The 18710-nt window shown below is 65.4% G+C and carries 19 protein-coding genes; 13 read left to right on the top strand and 6 right to left on the bottom strand.

All coding sequences use genetic code 11. The annotated features are described in order from the left end of the window. Nucleotides 1-129 precede the first annotated feature (129 nt). Nucleotides 130-840, top strand: coding sequence for a FadR/GntR family transcriptional regulator (locus ACSQ12_RS01570; RefSeq protein ID WP_436064058.1), 711 nt, complete (start codon nt 130-132; stop codon nt 838-840). Between the two features lie 49 nt (nt 841-889). Here ACSQ12_RS01570 and ACSQ12_RS01565 read toward each other — a convergent pair whose 3' ends face one another. Continuing rightward, the gene (locus tag ACSQ12_RS01565; protein WP_011690141.1) at nt 890-1147 is read right to left on the bottom strand and encodes a metal-sensitive transcriptional regulator; all 258 of its coding nucleotides are present in this window, start codon (nt 1145-1147) and stop codon (nt 890-892) included. A gap of 174 nt (nt 1148-1321) precedes the next feature. Here ACSQ12_RS01565 and ACSQ12_RS01560 point away from each other — a divergent pair, with 174 nt between their 5' ends. Continuing rightward, nucleotides 1322-2188 carry an SGNH/GDSL hydrolase family protein gene (locus ACSQ12_RS01560; protein ID WP_436066906.1) on the top strand — a complete coding sequence of 289 codons (867 nt, stop codon included), beginning with the start codon at nt 1322-1324 and terminating at the stop codon, nt 2186-2188. Between the two features lie 77 nt (nt 2189-2265). Beyond that, a complete protein-coding gene (locus ACSQ12_RS01555) occupies nt 2266-2475 on the top strand; it encodes a dodecin (RefSeq protein ID WP_011690139.1) in 210 nt (69 codons plus the stop codon). A gap of 12 nt (nt 2476-2487) precedes the next feature. Here ACSQ12_RS01555 and ACSQ12_RS01550 read toward each other — a convergent pair whose 3' ends face one another. Next, the gene (locus tag ACSQ12_RS01550; protein WP_436064057.1) at nt 2488-2685 is read right to left on the bottom strand and encodes a hypothetical protein; all 198 of its coding nucleotides are present in this window, start codon (nt 2683-2685) and stop codon (nt 2488-2490) included. A gap of 88 nt (nt 2686-2773) precedes the next feature. Further along, nucleotides 2774-3670, bottom strand: a complete 897-nt coding sequence (locus ACSQ12_RS01545; RefSeq protein ID WP_436064056.1) for a helix-turn-helix transcriptional regulator — start codon at nt 3668-3670, stop codon at nt 2774-2776. A gap of 187 nt (nt 3671-3857) precedes the next feature. Here ACSQ12_RS01545 and ACSQ12_RS01540 point away from each other — a divergent pair, with 187 nt between their 5' ends. The 8 genes from ACSQ12_RS01540 to ACSQ12_RS01505 all read left to right on the top strand — a co-directional run bounded on the left by ACSQ12_RS01540 (nt 3858) and on the right by ACSQ12_RS01505 (nt 12280). Next, nucleotides 3858-4703, top strand: coding sequence for an aldo/keto reductase (locus ACSQ12_RS01540; protein ID WP_209748014.1), 846 nt, complete (start codon nt 3858-3860; stop codon nt 4701-4703). 29 nt (nt 4704-4732) lie between these two features. Then, nucleotides 4733-5704 carry an aldo/keto reductase gene (locus ACSQ12_RS01535; protein ID WP_209748015.1) on the top strand — a complete coding sequence of 324 codons (972 nt, stop codon included), beginning with the start codon at nt 4733-4735 and terminating at the stop codon, nt 5702-5704. Next, complete coding sequence (locus tag ACSQ12_RS01530; protein ID WP_436064055.1) at nt 5701-6717, top strand: NAD-dependent epimerase/dehydratase family protein; 1017 nt, start codon at nt 5701-5703, stop codon at nt 6715-6717. Before ACSQ12_RS01535 ends, ACSQ12_RS01530 begins: the two co-directional genes overlap by 4 nt. 108 nt (nt 6718-6825) lie before the next feature. Continuing rightward, nucleotides 6826-7656 (top strand): aldo/keto reductase, encoded by an 831-nt coding sequence (locus ACSQ12_RS01525; RefSeq protein ID WP_436064054.1) that lies wholly within the window; start codon nt 6826-6828, stop codon nt 7654-7656. A 133-nt stretch (nt 7657-7789) separates the two neighbouring features. After that, nucleotides 7790-8053: a GlsB/YeaQ/YmgE family stress response membrane protein gene (locus ACSQ12_RS01520; RefSeq protein ID WP_011690132.1), complete on the top strand. Its 264-nt coding sequence runs from the start codon at nt 7790-7792 to the stop codon at nt 8051-8053. A 105-nt stretch (nt 8054-8158) separates the two neighbouring features. Then, nucleotides 8159-8704 carry a hypothetical protein gene (locus tag ACSQ12_RS01515; protein WP_436064053.1) on the top strand — a complete coding sequence of 182 codons (546 nt, stop codon included), beginning with the start codon at nt 8159-8161 and terminating at the stop codon, nt 8702-8704. Nucleotides 8705-9048: 344 nt separating this feature from the next. Further along, entirely contained in the window at nt 9049-11208 is a 2160-nt protein-coding gene (locus tag ACSQ12_RS01510) for an amylo-alpha-1,6-glucosidase (RefSeq protein WP_436064052.1), read from the top strand. Nucleotides 11209-11221: 13 nt separating this feature from the next. Then, nucleotides 11222-12280, top strand: a complete 1059-nt coding sequence (locus ACSQ12_RS01505; RefSeq protein WP_436064051.1) for a glycosyltransferase family 4 protein — start codon at nt 11222-11224, stop codon at nt 12278-12280. Between the two features lie 73 nt (nt 12281-12353). On the opposite strand, the gene ACSQ12_RS01500 is transcribed toward ACSQ12_RS01505, so the two are convergent. Then, nucleotides 12354-13280 (bottom strand): putative protein N(5)-glutamine methyltransferase, encoded by a 927-nt coding sequence (locus ACSQ12_RS01500; protein WP_436064050.1) that lies wholly within the window; start codon nt 13278-13280, stop codon nt 12354-12356. A gap of 216 nt (nt 13281-13496) precedes the next feature. On the opposite strand from ACSQ12_RS01500, the gene ACSQ12_RS01495 reads away from it, so the two are divergent. Then, the gene (locus ACSQ12_RS01495; protein ID WP_436066905.1) at nt 13497-16523 is read left to right on the top strand and encodes an alpha-amylase family glycosyl hydrolase; all 3027 of its coding nucleotides are present in this window, start codon (nt 13497-13499) and stop codon (nt 16521-16523) included. Between the two features lie 106 nt (nt 16524-16629). Here the strand turns inward: ACSQ12_RS01495 and ACSQ12_RS01490 are convergent, their stop codons facing one another. Both ACSQ12_RS01490 and ACSQ12_RS01485 read right to left on the bottom strand, forming a co-directional pair. Further along, nucleotides 16630-17673, bottom strand: coding sequence for an NAD(P)-dependent alcohol dehydrogenase (locus tag ACSQ12_RS01490; RefSeq protein WP_436064049.1), 1044 nt, complete (start codon nt 17671-17673; stop codon nt 16630-16632). 48 nt (nt 17674-17721) lie between these two features. Continuing rightward, nucleotides 17722-18099: a zinc-binding dehydrogenase gene (locus ACSQ12_RS01485; RefSeq protein WP_436064048.1), complete on the bottom strand. Its 378-nt coding sequence runs from the start codon at nt 18097-18099 to the stop codon at nt 17722-17724. Between the two features lie 133 nt (nt 18100-18232). Here ACSQ12_RS01485 and ACSQ12_RS01480 point away from each other — a divergent pair, with 133 nt between their 5' ends. Beyond that, on the top strand, nt 18233-18679 hold the full coding sequence (locus ACSQ12_RS01480; RefSeq protein WP_436064047.1) for a (R)-mandelonitrile lyase: 447 nt from the start codon (nt 18233-18235) through the stop codon (nt 18677-18679). The last annotated feature ends 31 nt before the right edge of the window (nt 18680-18710 follow it).

The raw sequence follows: 18710 nt of genomic DNA, 5'->3' as shown, positions 1-18710 counted from the left end.
TCTCTGTTGCGGGTAGGTATTTGTAAGATGTCAGACATCTAACATTTGTATGCTAGTGTGGCACAAGGCACAGGGACGCGCAAGTAGACTTGTCGGACAAATCGTCGCTCACCGCTGAACGGGGGAAAATTGGCACGTAAATCACTGGTCGGCGTGGTGGCCGATGAGCTCCTGGACCGGATCATTGCCGGCGAGTTCCCTCCCGGCTCCAGCGTTCCCGGCGAGTTGGAACTGAGCGCGAAGCACGAGGTCAGCCGCATGACAGTGCGCGAAGCCATGAAGACCCTCGAAGCACAGCGCATCCTGAGCGTTGAGCGCGGGCGGGGCACGTTCGTCAACCCGCTCAACCGCTGGGCCTCCCTGGAAGCAGTACTCCGCGCCGCTTCAGAGGGCGTGAATGATGCCTCCGCTGCGATCCAGCTGATTGAGCTCCGCCGGATGCTGGAAACAGGGGCCTGCGAACTCGCGGCGAGCCGGATCAGCGACGCCGAAATAGGGACGCTGCACGGCTACGTGGCAGCCATGCGCAAGGCCCATGACACCGACGACTTGGCGGGCTTCGTGGAAGCCGACCTTGCCTTCCACGACGTTATCCTCCGCGCGTCGGAGAACGTTTTTGTGGCCGTACTGTTCGAGCCGCTGCACCGCGTGCTGGAAAAGCGCCGGACGCAGACGTCCAAGTTCCGCGATATCCAGGAGCACGCGATCGGGCACCACCAGGCGATTGCCGACGCCCTGGAATCGCGGGACGCCGGACGCTCGCGCAGTGCCATGGACGCGCACATGCAGCAGACCCTGGATGACCTGAAGACATACGTGCTCGAGGCGAAAACCGCCTGACGGCTTTTGCCTCCCGGCGAGGGCGCGGCCGTTAAGTCAAGGCTCGCGGCTAGGCGAGCGAAAGGAAGAGCTTCTCCAGTTCAGCCTTGTCCAGGCTGGGGTCCTCCTGCTGCAGGCATTGCTGAAGGCCCGTGGCAATGATGGAGAAACCGGCCCGGTCCAGGGCGCTGGAAACAGCGGCCAACTGGGTGACTACACTTTTGCAGTCCCGGCCCTCTTCGATCATCCGGGTTACAGCCGCGAGCTGCCCCTGCGCGCGGCGCAGGCGGTTGATGACCGGCTTCATGTCGGCGGGATCGAGTTCCATTACTTCCTCCGTGGCTCTAGGACTTCATCCATCTTATACCCCCCTTGGTATTGACTGCCGCTTGTGTAGCTGGAGTCACAATGGCCCGGGCCTTGGGATCACAGGGAATTGCGCCCTTCGACCCTGTTTCCGGGCCCGGGATGGGGCCACCATGGGAACGTGAGTACGTTCAGCATTCCTGGACCGGCGCGGACACCCTCCGCGGCGACCACTCCGGCTCCGCACCCCTGGAACCGATACGTGGCACTGGGAGATTCCTTCACTGAGGGGTACGGCGATCCGGAGCCACAAAGCCCCGGCGGTGTCCGGGGCTGGGCAGACCGGGTCGCGGAAGAGCTGAGCCTGGGCCACCAGGACTTCGCCTACGCAAACCTGGCGGTCAGGGGCCGCCTGCTTCAACAGATCATGGATGACCAACTGGGGCCCGCACTTGAACTCAGGCCCGACCTGGTCACACTTTCGGCCGGAGGCAACGACATTGTGTTCCGCGGCAGCGATCCGGACAAACTGGCGGAGAGGCTGGATCCGGCCATCGGGCTCCTCAGCGCCACCGGGGCAACCGTGGTGCTCTTCACCGGCCCGGACTGGGGGAACACTCCGGTGTTCGGCCGCATCCGCGGCAAGGTGGCCATCTACAACGAAAACCTCCGCACCCTAGCGGCCCGGCACGACGGCGTGGTGGCCGACCTGTGGACACTGCGCCAGTTGGCGGCTCCGCACATGTGGGATCCCGACCGCCTGCACTTCTCCCCGCTGGGCCACCACACCATTGCGGCAATGGTGCTGGAAACGCTCAACGTGCCCCACACCCTGAAGCCGCTGGAGCCCAAGGTGCTGCCCGCCAGCAGTTGGCGGGAGGCCAGAAGCAGTGACTTGGTCTGGGCCAAGGACTACCTTTTCCCGTGGGTGGTGCGCCGGGTCAGGCAACGTCCCGCGAACCTGGGCCTGAAAGCCAAACGACCGCAACCCGGCCCGATATTCGGTCCGGGCGTGGCGCACGGCCCCTTCCCCGCCGGCCCGCTTACCGCCGGAAAACCCTAGTCGCGCCGCGCTTCGTCCGCTAATCTGCAGGGACGGCCCGCAGTTCCGGGTGTCAATGGAGATTATGAGGAGCGAAGTTGTCGAATCACACCTACAGCATTTCTGAAATTGTCGGAACGTCAAACGAGGGTGTGGACGCTGCCGTCCGCAACGGGATCGCCGAGGCCGCCAAGACCCTCCGCAACCTGGACTGGTTCGAGGTCAAGGAAATCCGCGGCCACCTTGAAAACGGTCAGGTGGCCGACTGGCAGGTGACCATCAAACTGGGGTTCCGCCTGGAGCGCTAATACCCTGAAATATCAGCGGGACGTTTCCCGCGACGTCTTGCGCCGCCAGACAGTGGGCGAGCCGTTGTAGGACGGGAAGATGTGTCCTTCAAAGATGGTGTGGCCATCATGCGGCGCGTCCGCGGGAGCCCACAGTCCGGATGCCGGGCAGTGGGTTCCTGTGGCGCCGGCGGTGGCTACCCGCTCCCGGAGCAGTGCGATGCGCTTCATCGTTGAATCCCATCCTTGGTAGTGAAAAAATGTCTACCCCAAGGCTAGGAAAGCGGCCGGGGTTCTCCCAATGGGCGTTTGCCCAGAATCAGCCCGGTTCGTGTGGCAGCTGCACAACCGCAGCGGCCGGCCCCGACGCCAAACCTTCCATTCCGGCCCCGAAACTGCCCAGCAGGGTGAGTGAATCGGCCGATGCCGAACCCGGCTTCGCAGAAAATATCCGGAGGACCTGGTCCGGGTCCTCCGGCAGCACCAGGTTTTCGAAATCCAGCTCCAGGTCTCCAACCACCGGGTGTCGGAGCCGTACGCTGCCCGCCGACGGAGCGGCCACGCGGTGCCCGGCCCACCATTGGCGGAAGTGTTCACTATGGACCGCGAGTTCACCCACCAGCTGATTGGCCTGGGCATCGTTCGGGTGCCGCCCGATATCCACGCGCAGGGCCCCGACGGCCTCGGCTGCCACAGCCTTCCACTCGGGGAACAGTTCGCGGGCGCGCGGGTCCAGCAAGAGCCAGCGCGTGAGGTTGCGCTCCCCCGCCGGCATGGCCGGGAAATCCGCAAACAGCAGGAAGGCCAACGGGTTGCCGGCCAACACGTCGCTCCGGCGGCCCAGGACCAACGCGGGAACGTCACCCACTGCGCCCAGGAGCTGGCGAAGGGCCGGGCGGACGCCTTGGGCGGGGATCGGGGAGCGCTGCGACTCCGCGCAGTTCTCCAGAAGGTCCATCATGTGCGCCTGCTCGCTGGAATCCAGGCGCAGGGCCCGCGCCACCGAATCGAGCACGGCCCTCGACGGGTGGATGTTGCGGCCCTGCTCCAGGCGCGTGTAATAGTCCGTGCTCACATCCGCCAGCCGGGCTATCTCCTCGCGGCGCAGCCCGGGAACCCGCCGGGCGCCCGACGTTCCGGGCAGACCGGCATCCTCCGGCTTCAGCCGTGACCTCATGGCCTTCAGGAATTTTCCAAACTCGGCGCTCTGACCCATGCCTTCCATTGTGCACGGCCGGGAAGCTTCCGTTCTACAACGAACGTAGGACTGTCAGTCCTAGGAAAAACAGGAACAGGCATGGCTACTGACAGTTCGCGGCAAACTGCATAGGCTCGAAACATAGCCAGCACGAAAGCGGTTTCCCGCTTGCCCTTCGACGATCCCTCGACCGGAAGAACCGACGATGTCCCAGACGCACCAAAACACCATCCCGCAGTTGACCCTCAACAACGGAGTCCAGATCCCGCAACTCGGCTTCGGCGTGTTCCAAGTGCCGCCGGAAGAAACCCAGCGCATCGTCGAAGATGCGCTCGAAGCCGGCTACCGCCACATAGATACCGCCGCCGCCTACCGAAACGAGGCCGGAGTGGGGGCTGCCATCGCCGCTTCGGGCATTCCCCGGGAGGACATCTTCATCACCACCAAGCTTCGCAACGGGGAACAGGGCAACGCCCACGAGGCGTTCCAGAACAGCCGCAAGGCACTCGGCGTCGAGTTCGTGGACCTCTACCTGATCCACTGGCCCGTCCCCTCCCAAGGGCTCTTCACAGAAGCCTGGAAAGCGATGGAGAAGCTCTACGCCAACAGCCAGATCCGCGCCATCGGCGTCTCGAACTTCCTCGGCGAGCACCTGGACACGCTCCTCCCGGCGGCGGACGTGGTCCCGGCGGTGAATCAGTTCGAAATCCATCCCACCTTCCAGCAGCAGGAACTGGCCGCCAAGTGCAGGGAACTCGGCATTGCCGTGGAGGCGTACAGTCCCCTCGGCCAGGGCGCCGACCTGAATGCAGCGGCTGTGAAGGATCTTGCCGGCAAATACGAGGCCACTCCGGCCCAGATCGTGCTGGCCTGGCACCTCGCCCACGGCACCATCGTCATCCCCAAGTCAGCCGATTCGCAGCGCATGCGGGAGAATCTGGGTGCCGTCGCCGTCGAGCTCTCCCCCGCCGAACTGAGCGAAATCACGGCCCTGGAGTCCGGTGCCCGCGCCGGCGCCGATCCCGCCGTCGCCGCCTTCAGCCAGATGTAACCAACCACAGCCAGATAGGACATCTCAGCATGCAGTACACACACCTTGGCCGTTCGGGCCTGCAGGTTTCCCGTCTCTGCCTGGGCACCATGAACTTTGGACCCCAGACCGAAGAAGCGGCCGCGCACTCCATCATGGACTCCGCCCTGGACTCCGGCATCAACTTCTTTGACACCGCCAACGTCTACGGCGGCACCGACCACCGCGGCTGGACCGAGGAAATCATCGGCCGCTGGTTCGCCCAGGGCGGCGAGCGCCGCGAGCGCACGGTGCTGGCCACCAAGCTCTACGGCACCATGACTGACCGGCCCAACGAGTCCAAGCTGTCCGCACTGAACATCAGGCGGGCGCTGGACGCGAGCCTCAAGCGGCTCCAGACCGACTACATCGACATCTACCAGTTCCACCACATCGACCGGAACACCCCCTGGGACGAGATCTGGCAGGCCATGGAGGTGGCTGTCCAGCAGGGCAAGATCCTCTATGCGGGCAGCAGCAACTTTGCCGGCTGGCACATCGCCCAGGCGCAGGAATCCGCTGCCCGGCGCAACTTCACCGGCCTGGTCAGCGAGCAGTCCATCTATAACCTCCTGACCCGCGACCTGGAACTCGAAGTCATTCCGGCCGCGCAGCAGTACGGGCTGGGGCTGATCCCCTGGTCGCCGCTGCACGGCGGCCTGCTGGGCGGTGTACTGAAGAAGGAGCGCGACGGCGTCCGGCGCACCGAAGGACGGGCGGCCGAAACCCTGAAGAAGCACCAGGAGCAGATCCGTCAGTACGAGGACCTGGCCGACGACCTGGGCCACGAGCCCGGAGACGTTGCCCTCGCCTGGCTGCTGCACCAGCCCGCGGTCACCGCACCGATCGTCGGCCCCCGGACGCAGGAACAGCTCGACGCCGCCATCCGCGCACTGGACGTGACGCTGGACGCCGACGCGCTCAAGCGCCTCGACGACATCTTCCCCGGGCACCGCACCGCCCCGGAAGACTACGCCTGGTGAATTTTCCGGCAACCGTGGCGTCGCCGTCGGACATCCTGTTCATCGGCGGAACCGGCGTGATCAGCGCGGCGGCGGCAGAACACGCCGTCGCGCTGGGCCACCGGCTGACCATCCTCAACCGAGGGAAATCGGCCGGCCGGCCCACGCCGGAAGGCGCAGAAGTGGTCACCGCCGATATCCGGGACAGCGCGGCCGTGGGCGAGGCGCTGCGGGGCCGCACCTTCGACGCCGTGGCGGACTTCATTTCGTTCACCCCGGAGCATGCCGCGGCCGCCATCAAGCAGTTTTCCGGCAGGACCGGCCAGTACGTGTTCATCAGTTCCGCTTCCGCCTACCAGAAACCGCCCGCCCGGCTGCCGATCCTTGAGTCGACGCCGCTGCGCAACCCCTTCTGGCAGTATTCACGGGACAAAATCGCCTGCGAGGAACTGCTGATGCGGGCGTACCGCGACGACGGCTTCCCGGTCACGGTGGTCCGCCCCTCGCACACTTACGACCGCACCAAGATCGCCCTGTTGGGCGGCTGGACGGACATCCACCGGATGCGGGCGGGCCTGCCGGTGCTGGTCCACGGCGACGGTACCTCGCTGTGGACGCTGACGCACAGCAGGGACTTCGCCCAGGCCTTCGTGGGCCTGCTGGGCCGGCCGCAGGCGGTGGGTGAAAGCTACACCATCACCTCGGATGAGTTCCTCCCGTGGGACCAGGTGTACCGGCTGTTTGCCCGGGCAGCAGGCGTCGCAGAGCCGGAACTGGTGCATGTGGCTTCTGAAACCATCGCGGCCCACGACTCCGAACGCGGCCCGTGGCTGCTCGGAGACAGGGCACACTCCGTGGTGTTCGACAACTCCAAGATCAAGTCCCTGGTGCCCTCATTCCAGGCCTCCGTCCCGTTCGCGGACGGCACCCGTGAAATCGTCCGGTGGCATGATACCCACCCTGAGTTGCAGCAGGTCGACGACGGTTTCATGGAACTCAGCGACCGGCTGGTCGACTGGTCCCGCCGGCGGTAGGACGGCGTTGGCCACCTGTTCGATTTCACGGCCCTGGCCGCAAAATCGTTGGAATACCGTGCCTTTTGACATCTGTGCAAACCGACTCCGATAGGAAAGACTTTCCAAATGGCACTCTCACCAGTGATTGAGCTCAATGACGGACACTGGATTCCCCAGATCGGGCTGGGGACCTGGCCGCTGGACGATCACCAGGTGGCTGCCGCCGTCGTCGAAGCTGTGGAAGCCGGGTACCGGCACGTCGACACGGCAGTGAAATACGGCAACGAAAAAGGTGTGGGAAACGGCATCCGTTTCAGCGGCCTCGACCGATCGGAACTGTTCATCACCACCAAACTCGACGGCGAATTCCAGGGGCAGGACAGGGCCGTGGCCGGCCTGGACGGATCGCTCAAACGCCTCGGACTGGACTACGTGGACCTGCTTTTGATCCATTGGCCGCTCCCCCGGCGGGATGAATTCATCACTACGTGGAAAACTTTCGAGCGGTTGCATGCGGCCGGAAAAGTGCGGTCAATCGGCGTGTCCAACTTCAAGCCGGCGCACCTGGAGCGACTCATGTCTGCCTGCGATGTTGTACCGGCCGTCAACCAGATCCAGGTCAGTCCGGCCATCACCCGGATAGTTGATATTGCCTACAACCGGCGCCATGGAATCGTCACCGAGTCGTACAGCCCGCTGGGTGCGGGCAGCGACCTCCTGAACGCGCCAGTACTGGGAAGGATCGCCCAAAAGCATGGCAAGACGGCCAGCCAAATCGTGCTCCGCTGGCATGTTGAGCAGGGCCTTGTCGCCATCCCCAAATCGGCCAATCCACAGCGCATGAAAGAGAATCTGGACATCTTCGGTTTTGCGTTGGACGCGGACGACACATCCGCCATTGCGACGCTGGACGGAGGTGACGGGTCCGGGGTTAATTCCGACGTTCAGGGCCACTGAAAATCGGCGCTCCAAGGAATTCACAGGTCCGCCGACTGGCAGATTAATACTAAGCATGATTAGTATTAGGTAGAAGGATGTAGCGTGCCCGGGATCCGGGCACCTCCTCAATGAAAGAAGAAGGAACGATAAAATGGGTTTTTTCGCATTTCTGATTCTGGGCCTTATCGCTGGAGCAATCGCTAAGGCAATCCTCCCGGGCCGTCAGGGCGGTGGCATTTTCATCACCCTGCTCCTGGGCGTCGTAGGAGCATTCCTCGGCGGCTGGATTGGCAGCCTGCTCTTCGGTGTTGGCATCAACGAGTTCTTCTCGCTGTCCACATGGCTCCTGGCCATTGGCGGCGCGATCATCGTCCTGCTGGTTTACGGCATGATCACCAAGCGCACGGCCCGCTAAAGCGGAGTCCGGCCTGATAAACGGCCCCGGGATTTTTCCTGGGGCCGTTTTTTCATTCAGGCCCCCGTCCACGTACGGAACGTTCTCACGGAGCAGGAGTACATCATGAAAGCAAAACTTCTTTTCGGCACCGGAATGGCAGCGGGCTTCGTCCTGGGATCCAGGTCCGGCCGCGCCGCGTACGAAAAAATCAAGGCGAGGGCTGCGGCACTCTGGGACAGCAAGCCCGTTCAGGACAAAGTGGCTGCGGCAACCGAGGCGGTCAAGGAAAAGGCTCCCGAGGTTTCTGACCAGCTAACGGAAGCCGCCCGCCGCGCCGGCACGGTCATCAGTTCCGCTGTGCACCGGGACAAGCCAAGTGACAGCGCCAAGGACGCCCCGGCTACATCCGGCGTTCCCGCCGCCGAAGGCGAACTGCCCGCCGGTGACTATGTCCCGTCGCACAGCACGCATCCGGAGACCGTCAACCTGGGGACTGCGGACAGCAGCAGCACCAGCACCAGCGGCAGCGCGGACAGCTCCACCGCCAGCGGTATCCCCGACACCACCAGCGATCCTGCGCTCAACGACTCAACCGGCCAGGACTGGTCCGATGAGGGAGGCGCGACGCCCGCCGGCGCCGCCACCAACACGAATCCTGAGCGGAGCTAAAAACCCGCCGACAGCTGTGCCGACCCGTCCGGACCATTGGTTCCGGGCGGGTCGGCCCATGTCTGCCCGCATTCCCGCATTCCCGCATTCCCGCGTTCCCGCGCCTCGCCTCGCCTCGCGAGGCGAGGCGAGGCCCCGCCGGCAAGCATCTTTCCCAATGGTCCCTGGCAAGGTGGCCTGGCAAGGGTCCAAAGGACCTTGTCGGGCGCTGTGCGGAATTTTAGAATGTGGGTGGCTAAGCAGTCAGCCATTGAATCCCCGGTCCGGAGTGATTTCATGAGTTCTCGACGCCTGGCCCCCGTTCCCCCGGCACCTGCGGCGCGGCCCCTTGCCCGGCGGCGTTCATGAACGGATGGAACCTGGACACGTCCGGATCGGTCGGCCCCAATGCCGTGACCATCGTTGAGGGATCATCATTCTTCATTTCCGCCGGCAACGGTGACCTGGATCCCGGCCTGGCCCACGGCGTCTTCTACCAGGACACCAGGATCCTTTCCCGCTGGAACCTGCTGGTGAACAACCACGTGGTGGAGGGTCTCCTGGCAGTGAACCCCGAGCCGTACCGGGCCGTCTTCACGGGCCGGGCGCCCCAGCCCGACGGGGCGGCCGATCGTCCCATGGTGATTGAGCGGGACCGGCAGGTGGGGGACGGCGTCCGCGAGACTCTGACCCTGCGCAACTTCTCCAGCAGCCCGGCGCCCTGCAGCATCAAACTGGCGGTGGAGGCCGACTTCGCTGACCTGTTCGAGGTCAAAGCCGGCCGGAAGACCCGTCAGCTCCGTCCCTCCCACCGGCCGGAGGGTGACCGGCTGATCATCAGCGGCCGGCACAACGGGCGGCTGCTCGGCGTGACCATCCGCGCCCCGGGAGCGGACGTGAACCGCCACGGAGTGATGTTCAAAGTGACCATCCCCGCGAAGGGATCCTGGACCGCCACCATCGTGGTCACGCCCAGCTCCAACGGCAGCGAACCGGCGGGCCGGTTCTCTGCCAGTACACCGCAGAACGAATCGGTTCCAGCCCGGCGCCACCGGACCTGGCGCTCTGCAGCACCGGTCATCAGCATGGACAATCCCATGCTCGAAAAGATCCTCCGCCAGAGCCAGCGGGACCTGGGCTCGCTGCGGATCGCAGACCCCGCCCATCCGGACCGCACCGTGATTGCCGCCGGCGCCCCCTGGTTCATGGCACTGTTCGGCCGCGACGCCCTGCTGACCTCCCTCATGGCGCTTCCCGTGGATCCCGCCATCGCGTTGGGCACCCTGCAGACGCTCGCCGAATACCAGGGCCAAAAAATCAACAAGATCACTGAGGAACAGCCGGGACGGATCCTCCACGAAGTGCGCCTCGGCTCCGGCGCCGCCTTGTCGCTGGGCGGAGAAAAGACCTACTACGGAACGGCCGATGCCACGCCGCTGTTCGTCACGCTCCTGGGTGAAGTCAGCCGGTGGGGACTGGAGCCACGGGCAGTGCAGGAGCTCCTCCCCCACGCGGACCGCGCGCTGGAATGGATTACACACTACGGGGACCGCGACGGGGACGGCTTCGTGGAATATGAACGCGCCACCCGGCATGGCCTGCTCAACCAGGGCTGGAAGGACTCCTACGACGGGATCAATTTTGCGGACGGCACCCTCGCCGAACCGCCCATCGCCCTGTGCGAAGTGCAGGGATACGCCTACAGCGCATTCGTGGCCCGCGCACTGCTCGCCCTGGATGCCGGCGACGCCGCCCTTGCCCGCAGTTGGGGCGACCGGGCGGCCGCACTGAAGGATGAGTTCAACCGCAGGTTCTGGCTGCCGCAACGCGGCTACTTCGCGGTGGCCCTGGACAAGGACAAGCGGCCCGTGGACTCCTGTGCCTCCAACATGGGGCACTGCCTGTGGTCAGGAATCGTGGACGATGACAAGGCGCCCCTCGTGGCGCAGCGCCTGATGGAACCGGACATGTTCTCCGGCTGGGGCGTCCGCACCCTGGCGTCAAGCATGGGTGCGTACAACCCCGTGAGCTACCACAACGGCTCTGTGTGGCCGCACGACAACGCCCTGGTTGCCGCCGGCCTGATGCGGTACGGCTTCATTGAAGAAGCGCAGCGGGTGGCCATGGCCGTCTTCGACGCCGCGGAAGCGTTCGGTGGTCGGCTGCCGGAGCTCTTCTGCGGTTTCCCGCGCGAACCGGGCAGGCCCCCGGTGGCCTATCCGTCGTCGTGTTCTCCACAGGCCTGGGCCTCGGCCACTCCCATCCATCTCATCCGTGTCCTGCTGCGCCTGGATCCTTCCGCTCCCACCGGCCGGCTCTGGGTGAGCCCGGCCTTCCCTGACGGATTCGGCTATCTGAAGAAGGAACAAGTGCCGCTGGCCGGTTCCCGCCTGACCATCGAGGTGTCCGGCAACGCCGTGCACGTGACGGGGCTGCCGCCGTCCATTGAACTGCATCTGGGGACGCAGGAACCCCTGGCGGACCTCATCCGGGTCCACCACGACCCCGGTCGGAAGGCCGGCTGATGTAGGAGGCGCAATGCGTATTGGCATCCTGGCACCACCATGGATACCCGTTCCCCCGCCAAGCTATGGCGGAACGGAATCGGTGGTCCACACCCTGGCTGCGGGGCTCGCGGAGGCGGGGCACGATGTTGTGCTCGCCGCCTCGAGCGACAGCACCTGTCCCGTGCCGAGGGTTCCGGGGCTCTCGGACTCCTCGGAGGTCAGCATGGACTCGGGACGGCAGGAGATCCTGCATGTGCTCCGCGCCTATGACGCCATGGAGGACGTGGACATCATCCACGACCACACGCTGCTCGGTCCGCTGTGCCAGCGGAGCGTGCCCGGTGTTCCCCGCGCCACAACCTTGCACGGACCTTTCGACGACGAACTCACCCTGATCTACCGTGCCATGCAACGGGAGACAGCCCTCGTGGCCATCTCGCACCACCAGGCTTCCACTGCCCGCGGCGTGAAGGTGGGCGCGGTCATCCACCACGGCATCGACGTACGGGGCGTCCGGTACAGCCCCTCGCACACGGGCGGAGCGTGCTTCCTGGGACGGATGCACCCGAACAAGGGCCTCCTGCAGGCCATCATGGTGGCGCGACGGGCGGGAATCCCGTTGCGGATCGGCGCGAAGATGCGCGAACCGTTCGAACTCGACTACTTCCACGACGTGATCGAACCCCTGCTGGGCCCGGACGTTGAATACCTCGGCGAGCTGGGCACGGCGGACAAGTACAGGCTGCTCGGCGAATCCGTTGCATTGCTGAACCCGATCCAGTGGCCGGAACCGTTCGGAATGGTGATGATCGAGGCCCTGGCCGCCGGAACCCCGGTGGTGGCCACACGCCGGGGCTCGGCTCCTGAAATCATCAGCGACGGCGAAACAGGATTCCTGGCGGACAGCCTCCAGGGCCTCGCCGAGGCACTGCAGGGCTGCAGCTGGCTCCGCCGCAGTGACTGCCGGCGGTCGGCCGAGCAGCGCTTCAGTTCCCAACGGATGGTCCGGGACTACATCCGGTTCTATTCGGAGCTCCTGGAAGGGTCACCCCGCGCGTCGAAACAGGCCGCCGCCGCCGCCGGATTCTGACGCGGCCGAATCTGACGCGTCACAGATTCCGATGTGCCCGGATTCTGACGTGCACAGCGGAGCGCGAAGACCCTCAGTCCCGCCTCAGGCCGATCGCCACCGTGGCATCCAGCTCCGGGTCGTTCGCCAGCCGGGTGGCGAGTCCCGCGCTCCGCATCAGCCCGATGGTCCGCCGCGCCTGCCGACGGCTTGTCTCGATCAGCACATGGCCGCCCGGGGCAAGCCAGGCCGGCGCCTCGACAATGACCCTCCGCTGGATGTCCAGCCCGTCCGGACCGCCGTCCAGCGACATCAGCGGCTCATGCGTGCGGGCTTCCGGGGGCATGGTCCCGATCGCGGCCGTTGGCACATAGGGGGCGTTGGCTACCAGGACCGCGATGCCGCCGCGCAGCCGCGCCGGCAGGGCTTCGAAGAGGTCACCTTCATGGACATGCCCGCCAGCCGGCTCGATGTTTCCCTTGGCACATAGCACCGCAGCCGGGTCCAGGTCCGAGGCATGCAGTTCGATTCCGCCTACGCGTGCGGCCAGAGCCGCCCCCACTGCGCCGGAACCGCAGCAGAGGTCCACGACGAGGAGCCCGCCGGCGGCGCCCTTCCCGCCGTCGTGAGTACCGCCGTCGTGAGTACCGCCGTCGTGCATGGCGCGGAGCAGCAGCTCCGCCTGCCGGACGAGGAACCCGGTGCGGCGGCGCGGCACAAACACTCCTGCCGTGACACCGATGCGGAGTCCGCAGAATTCGGCCCAGCCGAGGATGTGCTCCAGCGGCAGGCCTGCGACGCGCCGCTCGATCATGGATTCCAGCTCTGCAGCGGAGGCAGCCGCGCCGCTGAGCAGGCGTGCTTCCTCCTCGGCGAAGACGCAGCCCGCGGCCCGGAGACGTTGGACCGGCTCGTCAGGGCCGGGGCCTCCCGGGCTGTCCGCAGGCACGGTCCGGCCGGGCGGCATTGGGCGTTCTGGCGGCAACGGCAGCTCCCTCAGCTCCAGGTCGGTGGGTTTCATGCTACCGAATCCGGACAGATACCAAGCAACCTTGGGATTTGCTGGAAAAAGTCGGTGCAAGCGCTTACAGTTGTGACTTGGCTCTCAGAAGCCGGTCTCCCGCGTCGTCCTTCACAGCAGCAACGTCGCTTTCCGGAAGGTTTCCTTATCGTGTTTTTCCGCAGTTCGAACCCCAAGAATCCACCCTGCAACCAGATAGGCAGGGGCCTCGCCGCGGTGGTTGCAGCGCTGGTTGCCGCAGCCGCTCTGGCAGCCCCCGCCCAGGCGGCGCCGGAGCCGAAAAGCCCGGGCGCGCCGTCGGCCCCGCACTCGCTCCGCGCCCCGGTGACGGATGAGAACTTCTACTTCGTGATGGCTGACCGCTTCAGCAACGGAAGCAGCGCGAACGACGACGGCGGACTGGGCTCCGATCCGATGGTCTCCGGCTACGACCCGACGAAGAAGGGCTTCTACAACGGCGGCGACCTCAAGGGCCTGCTGGACAAGATCGACTACATCCAGGGCCTGGGCACCACGTCCATCTGGCTGACGCCCAGCTTCAAGAACAAAGCGGTCCAGCCGGAGGACAAATCGGCCGGCTACCACGGCTACTGGGTCACCGACTTCACCCAGATCGACCCGCACCTGGGCACCAACGCCGAACTGAAGGCGCTGATCGACGAGGCCCACTCGCGCGGGATGAAGGTCTACTTCGACATCATCACCAACCACACCGCTGACGTGATCGGCTACGAGGAAGGCGCCCGCCAGCCCTACGTTTCCAAGGACACAGAGCCGTACAAGACTGCCGCCGGCGAGTTGTTCGACGACCGCGACTACGCCGGAACGGACACCTTCCCCACGCTGGATCCGGCCACTTCGTTCCCCTACACGCCGGTCCTGGAGAACGCCGAAAAGGACCTCAAGGTTCCGTCCTGGCTTAACGACCCCACGCTGTACCACAACCGCGGCGACACCACCTTCCAGGGCGAGGACTCCTTCTACGGCGACTTCTTCGGCCTGGACGACCTCTTCACCGAGAACCCCAAAGTGGTCCAGGGAATGACGAAGGTCTACGAAGACTGGATCAAGGATTTCGGTGTGGACGGCTTCCGAATCGACACCATGAAACACGTCAACGACGAGTTCTGGCAGGCGTTCGGGCCCCAGGTCCTGCAGTTCGCCAAGGAACAGGGCAAGGACGAGTTCTTTATGTTCGGCGAGGTCTTTGACACCTCCAAGAGCTTCACTTCGCAGTTCACCACCCGCAACAAGATGCAGGCCGTGCTGGACTTCCCGTTCCAGGATGCCGCCCGGAACTTCGCCTCCCGCAGCCAGTCCGCCAGCCAGTTGGAATCGTTCTTCGCCGGGGACGACTGGTACACCGATGCCGACTCCAACGTCTACGAACTCCCCACGTTCCTGGGCAACCACGACATGGGCCGGATCGGCAGCTTCATTGCCGCGGACAACCCCGGCGCGGACGACGCCGAACGCGTCTCCCGGGACCAACTGGCCCACGAACTGATGTACTTCTCGCGCGGCAACCCCGTGGTGTACTACGGCGACGAGCAGGGCTTCACCGGCCCCGGCGGGGACCAGGACGCACGCCAGACGCTCTTCGCCAGCAAGGTGCCGGAATACCTGGACGACGACCTGCTGGGCACCGATGCCACCCATGCCACGGAGAACTTCAACACCGGCCACCCGCTGTACAGCAAGATCAGCGAACTCGCGGCGCTGACCGCTGAGCACCCCGCACTGCGCAACGGCGCCCACCAGAACCGGTACGCCGCGGAGGGCCAGGGAATCTACGCGTTCTCCCGCACTGACGCGAAGGACCAGCGCGAGTACGTGGTGGCAGTCAACAACAGCGGGACCGCGCAGACCGCCGCGGTGCCCACCTACATCGCAAAGCGCAACTACACCCGGATCTACGGCGACACAGGCGAGTCCGGCGGTTCCGCCGCCGAGGTCAAGACGGCCGACGACGGCAAGCTCACCGTTACCGTCCCGCCGCTTTCCGCTGTGGTCTACGAATCGTCGGGGCGGATCCCCCGCTCCAAGGCGGCTCCCGCCGTCGGCCTCCAGGACCCTGCCACGGCGGACGGCGACAACGGCAGGATCCGGGTGGCGGCCGACGTCGACGGTTCCTCGTTCTACGAGGTCACCTTCCAGGCGCGCACAACCGGCGGGGAATGGGAACCGATCGGCACGGACGACACCGCCCCGTACCAGGTGTTCCACGACGTCACCGGACTGAACCCGGGCACCGCCGTGGAATACCGCGCCGTGGTCCTGGACAACGGCGGACACACATCGGTCAGCGCGGCCCGCACGGGCACGGTCCCCTCCCCGGTCCTCGCCATGCAGAAACCGGCAGAGGGCAGCAGCGTGGACGGCAAGGTGGAAGTCAGCGCCACGGCCAGCCCGGAGAAGGCTGACTACACGGTCACCTTCGAACGCAGCGTGGACGGCGGCGAGTGGGCTCCGATCGGTTCGGACAGTTCCTCGCCGGCGTACACCGTTTTCGATGACCTCACTGCGCTGGGGCTCGCCGACGGCACGCAGGTCCGCTACCGGGCAACCATGTCCGTCCCGGGCGCGGCGAACGTGGCCAGCGACATCCGGACCGTGGTGGCCGGTGAGATCCCGCAGCCGGACTCCGTTACCGTGGCGGGCAGCCTGAACTCCGAGATGGGCTGTCCGGACGACTGGCAGCCGGCGTGCGAAGCAGCCTTCATGACGCTGGACCCGGCGGACAAAGCCTGGCGCCTGACCGTTCCGGAACTGCCGGCGGGCACGTACGAGTTCAAGGCCGCGCTGAACGGCGGCTGGGACGAGAACTACGGCGTCGGGGGCGCCCTGAACGGCGGCAACATCGTGCTGGAGCACCCGGGCGGGGCCGTGACGTTCCGCTACGACCACACCACGCATGTGCTGAGCCCGGTCTACGCGTCACAGCAGCTTGGCGCCGTGGCCGCGGCAGGGAGCATGAACCTGGAACAGGGATGCCCTGAAGACTGGATGCCCGCCTGCGACCAGGCCCAGCTCCGGCTGGACCCCGCCGACCTGGTGTGGAAACTGTCAGTGCCCGACCTTCCGGCCGGGAACTATGAGTTCAAGGCCGCCCTGAACCGGTCCTGGGCCGAGAGCTACGGTGCCGGCGGTTCGCCGAACGGTGCCAACATCAGCCTGGCGCACGACGGCGGCCCGCTCACCATCCGGTACGACCACTTCACGCATGTGATGACGGCCGGATAGCGGCTTCCGGCTGGTGAAGCAGTAAACGCAAAAGCAGCGCCGCCCTCTCGTGGGGACGGCGCTGCTTTTGGTTGCAACAGCGTTCGGGTCGCTACCGTGTTGTGCGCTAGTTCAGCGTCGCGGTGTCGATCACGAAGCGGTACCGGACGTCGGAGGCGAGGACGCGCTCGTAGGCCTCGTTGATCTTCTCGGCCGGGATGACCTCGATTTCGGCGCCCAGGTGGTGCTCGGCGCAGAAGTCGAGCATTTCCTGGGTCTCGCGGATGCCGCCGATCATCGAGCCGGCGAAGGAGCGGCGGCCGGCGATAAGCGCGAACGCGTTCACGGGGAGCGGCTCGGCCGGTGCGCCGACGTTCACCAGGGCGCCGTCGAGGGTCAGCAGCTGCAGGTAGGAGCTGATGTCGATCGACGCGCTGACGGTGTTGATGATCAGGTCGAAGCTGCCGGCCAGGTCGCTAAAGGTGTTCTCATCGCTCGTGGCGTAGTAGTGGTCCGCGCCCAGTTTCAGGCCGTCTTCCTGCTTCTTGAGCGACTGGGACAGCACCGTAACCTCGGCGCCCATGGCGTGGGCGATCTTGACGGCCATGTGGCCCAGGCCGCCCAGCCCGACGACGGCAACCTTCTTGCCGGGGCCCGCACCCCAGTGGTGCAGCGGCGAGTAGGTGGTGATGCCGGCGCAAAGCAGCGGCGCGGCGACGTCGAGCTCGATGCCCTCGGGGATCCGCACGACGAAGTCTTCGGTCACCACGACGTGCGTGGAGTAGCCGCCCTGGGTGATGGTGCCGTCGCGGTCAACGGCGCCGTAGGTGCCGATGTTGCCTTTGAGGCAGTACTGCTCCTCGCCCTTCTGGCAGTTCACGCACTCGCGGCAGGAATTCACCATGCAGCCGACGCCGACGCGGTCGCCGACGGCGTGCTTGGTGACTTCGGAGCCAACTTCGGTGACGATTCCGGCGATTTCGTGTCCCGGAGCCAGCGGGTACTGCTGGGGTCCCCAGTCGCCGCGGACGGTGTGGATATCCGAGTGGCAGATGCCGGCGAACTTGATGTCGATCAGCACATCGTGGGGTCCGACGTCGCGGCGTTCGATGGTGGTGGGAACCAGGTCTCCGTCAGCGGACGGGGCGGCGTAAGCGTTAGCGGTAAGCAATGTTTTCTCCAATGTTGGGTGAGGGATTCACTTGGTTGGGTGGAAGTCTTATGGGCGGATCAGCACTTTGAGCGCTGTGCGGTCGGCCATGGCGTAGTAGCCGGCAGCGACATCGTCGAGGGCTACAGTCTGGTCAAACACCTGGCCGGGCTGAATTGTTCCCGAGCGGACATCCGGCATGAGTTCTTCGATGTAGGCCCGGGCCGGGGCCACGCCGCCGGTCAGGGTGATATTGCGCATCACGGTGCCGAAATTCATGGGCACATCGCTGTACTGGGCAGCTCCCACCCTACCAATGGCACCGCCGTCGCGCACGGCGCCGATCGCGGTGTCAATGGCGTCCTGTGTCCCGATACACTCCAGCACCTCATGGGTTCCATCGCCGCCGATCAACTGCTGGGCCGGCGAAGGGGTCTCTGTTGCCATGGTGGTCCTCCTTAGGACGTTTTCGCTGCCTATCCAGCAAACCGCGTCCTCTACGCGCGGGGAAGGTCCTGTTGGTACAGGTACTGGCAGGGCCTCCCAACAGCCGCGGAAGGCTCCTAGTGTTGAAGCGGGAATGCAGTCCGCGCGGCACGCCGCCGTCAACAGAGGAGAACAGTTGGAGATCCAGCCGAAAGCGCCAAGCAACAAGGGACCTGCGGAGATGTTCAGCGGCGACGTCTGGTTCGACGTCATCGCCAAGGGCGAGGCCCCCTCCCAGCTGCGCGTGAACATGGTCCGTTTCGCTCCTGGCGCGCACACTGCGTGGCACTCCCATGCGAACGGCCAAACCCTGCACGTGACCGAGGGCCGCGGCCTGGTCCAGTCCCGCGGCGGCGAGGTCATCGAGATCCGTCCGGGCGACACCATCTACACGCCTCCGGGTGAATGGCACTGGCATGGCGCTGCACCTGGGCATTTCATGAGCCACCTGGCCATGTGGGAAGCCTTGGGTGAAGGCCAGGAGGGCCCGGAAGCGACCTGGGGTGAGCACGTCACCGACGAGGAATACGGAGCCAAATAACTGGTGTGTTCCTAGCTGGACTGCCCCTAGC

It is taken from the genome of Arthrobacter sp. LjRoot14, assembly GCF_964253905.1.
In the GTDB taxonomy this organism is placed as follows: Bacteria; Actinomycetota; Actinomycetes; order Actinomycetales; family Micrococcaceae; genus Arthrobacter.
Note: the sequence above shows the minus strand (reverse complement) of the source record. Positions and strands in the feature narration are given on the sequence as shown.

What these genes read in the sequence shown, in the direction of transcription:
- ACSQ12_RS01565 (WP_011690141.1), bottom strand. Translation starts at nt 1,147, where the DNA reads ATGGAACTCGATCCCGCCGACATGAAGCCGGTCATCAACCGCCTGCGC.
- ACSQ12_RS01550 (WP_436064057.1), bottom strand. Translation starts at nt 2,685, where the DNA reads ATGAAGCGCATCGCACTGCTCCGGGAGCGGGTAGCCACCGCCGGCGCC.
- ACSQ12_RS01545 (WP_436064056.1), bottom strand. Translation starts at nt 3,670, where the DNA reads ATGGGTCAGAGCGCCGAGTTTGGAAAATTCCTGAAGGCCATGAGGTCA.
- ACSQ12_RS01540 (WP_209748014.1), top strand. Translation starts at nt 3,858, where the DNA reads ATGTCCCAGACGCACCAAAACACCATCCCGCAGTTGACCCTCAACAAC.
- ACSQ12_RS01535 (WP_209748015.1), top strand. Translation starts at nt 4,733, where the DNA reads ATGCAGTACACACACCTTGGCCGTTCGGGCCTGCAGGTTTCCCGTCTC.
- ACSQ12_RS01525 (WP_436064054.1), top strand. Translation starts at nt 6,826, where the DNA reads ATGGCACTCTCACCAGTGATTGAGCTCAATGACGGACACTGGATTCCC.
- ACSQ12_RS01520 (WP_011690132.1), top strand. Translation starts at nt 7,790, where the DNA reads ATGGGTTTTTTCGCATTTCTGATTCTGGGCCTTATCGCTGGAGCAATC.
- ACSQ12_RS01515 (WP_436064053.1), top strand. Translation starts at nt 8,159, where the DNA reads ATGAAAGCAAAACTTCTTTTCGGCACCGGAATGGCAGCGGGCTTCGTC.
- ACSQ12_RS01510 (WP_436064052.1), top strand. Translation starts at nt 9,049, where the DNA reads ATGAACGGATGGAACCTGGACACGTCCGGATCGGTCGGCCCCAATGCC.
- ACSQ12_RS01505 (WP_436064051.1), top strand. Translation starts at nt 11,222, where the DNA reads ATGCGTATTGGCATCCTGGCACCACCATGGATACCCGTTCCCCCGCCA.
- ACSQ12_RS01500 (WP_436064050.1), bottom strand. Translation starts at nt 13,280, where the DNA reads ATGAAACCCACCGACCTGGAGCTGAGGGAGCTGCCGTTGCCGCCAGAA.
- ACSQ12_RS01485 (WP_436064048.1), bottom strand. Translation starts at nt 18,099, where the DNA reads ATGGCAACAGAGACCCCTTCGCCGGCCCAGCAGTTGATCGGCGGCGAT.
- ACSQ12_RS01480 (WP_436064047.1), top strand. Translation starts at nt 18,233, where the DNA reads ATGCAGTCCGCGCGGCACGCCGCCGTCAACAGAGGAGAACAGTTGGAG.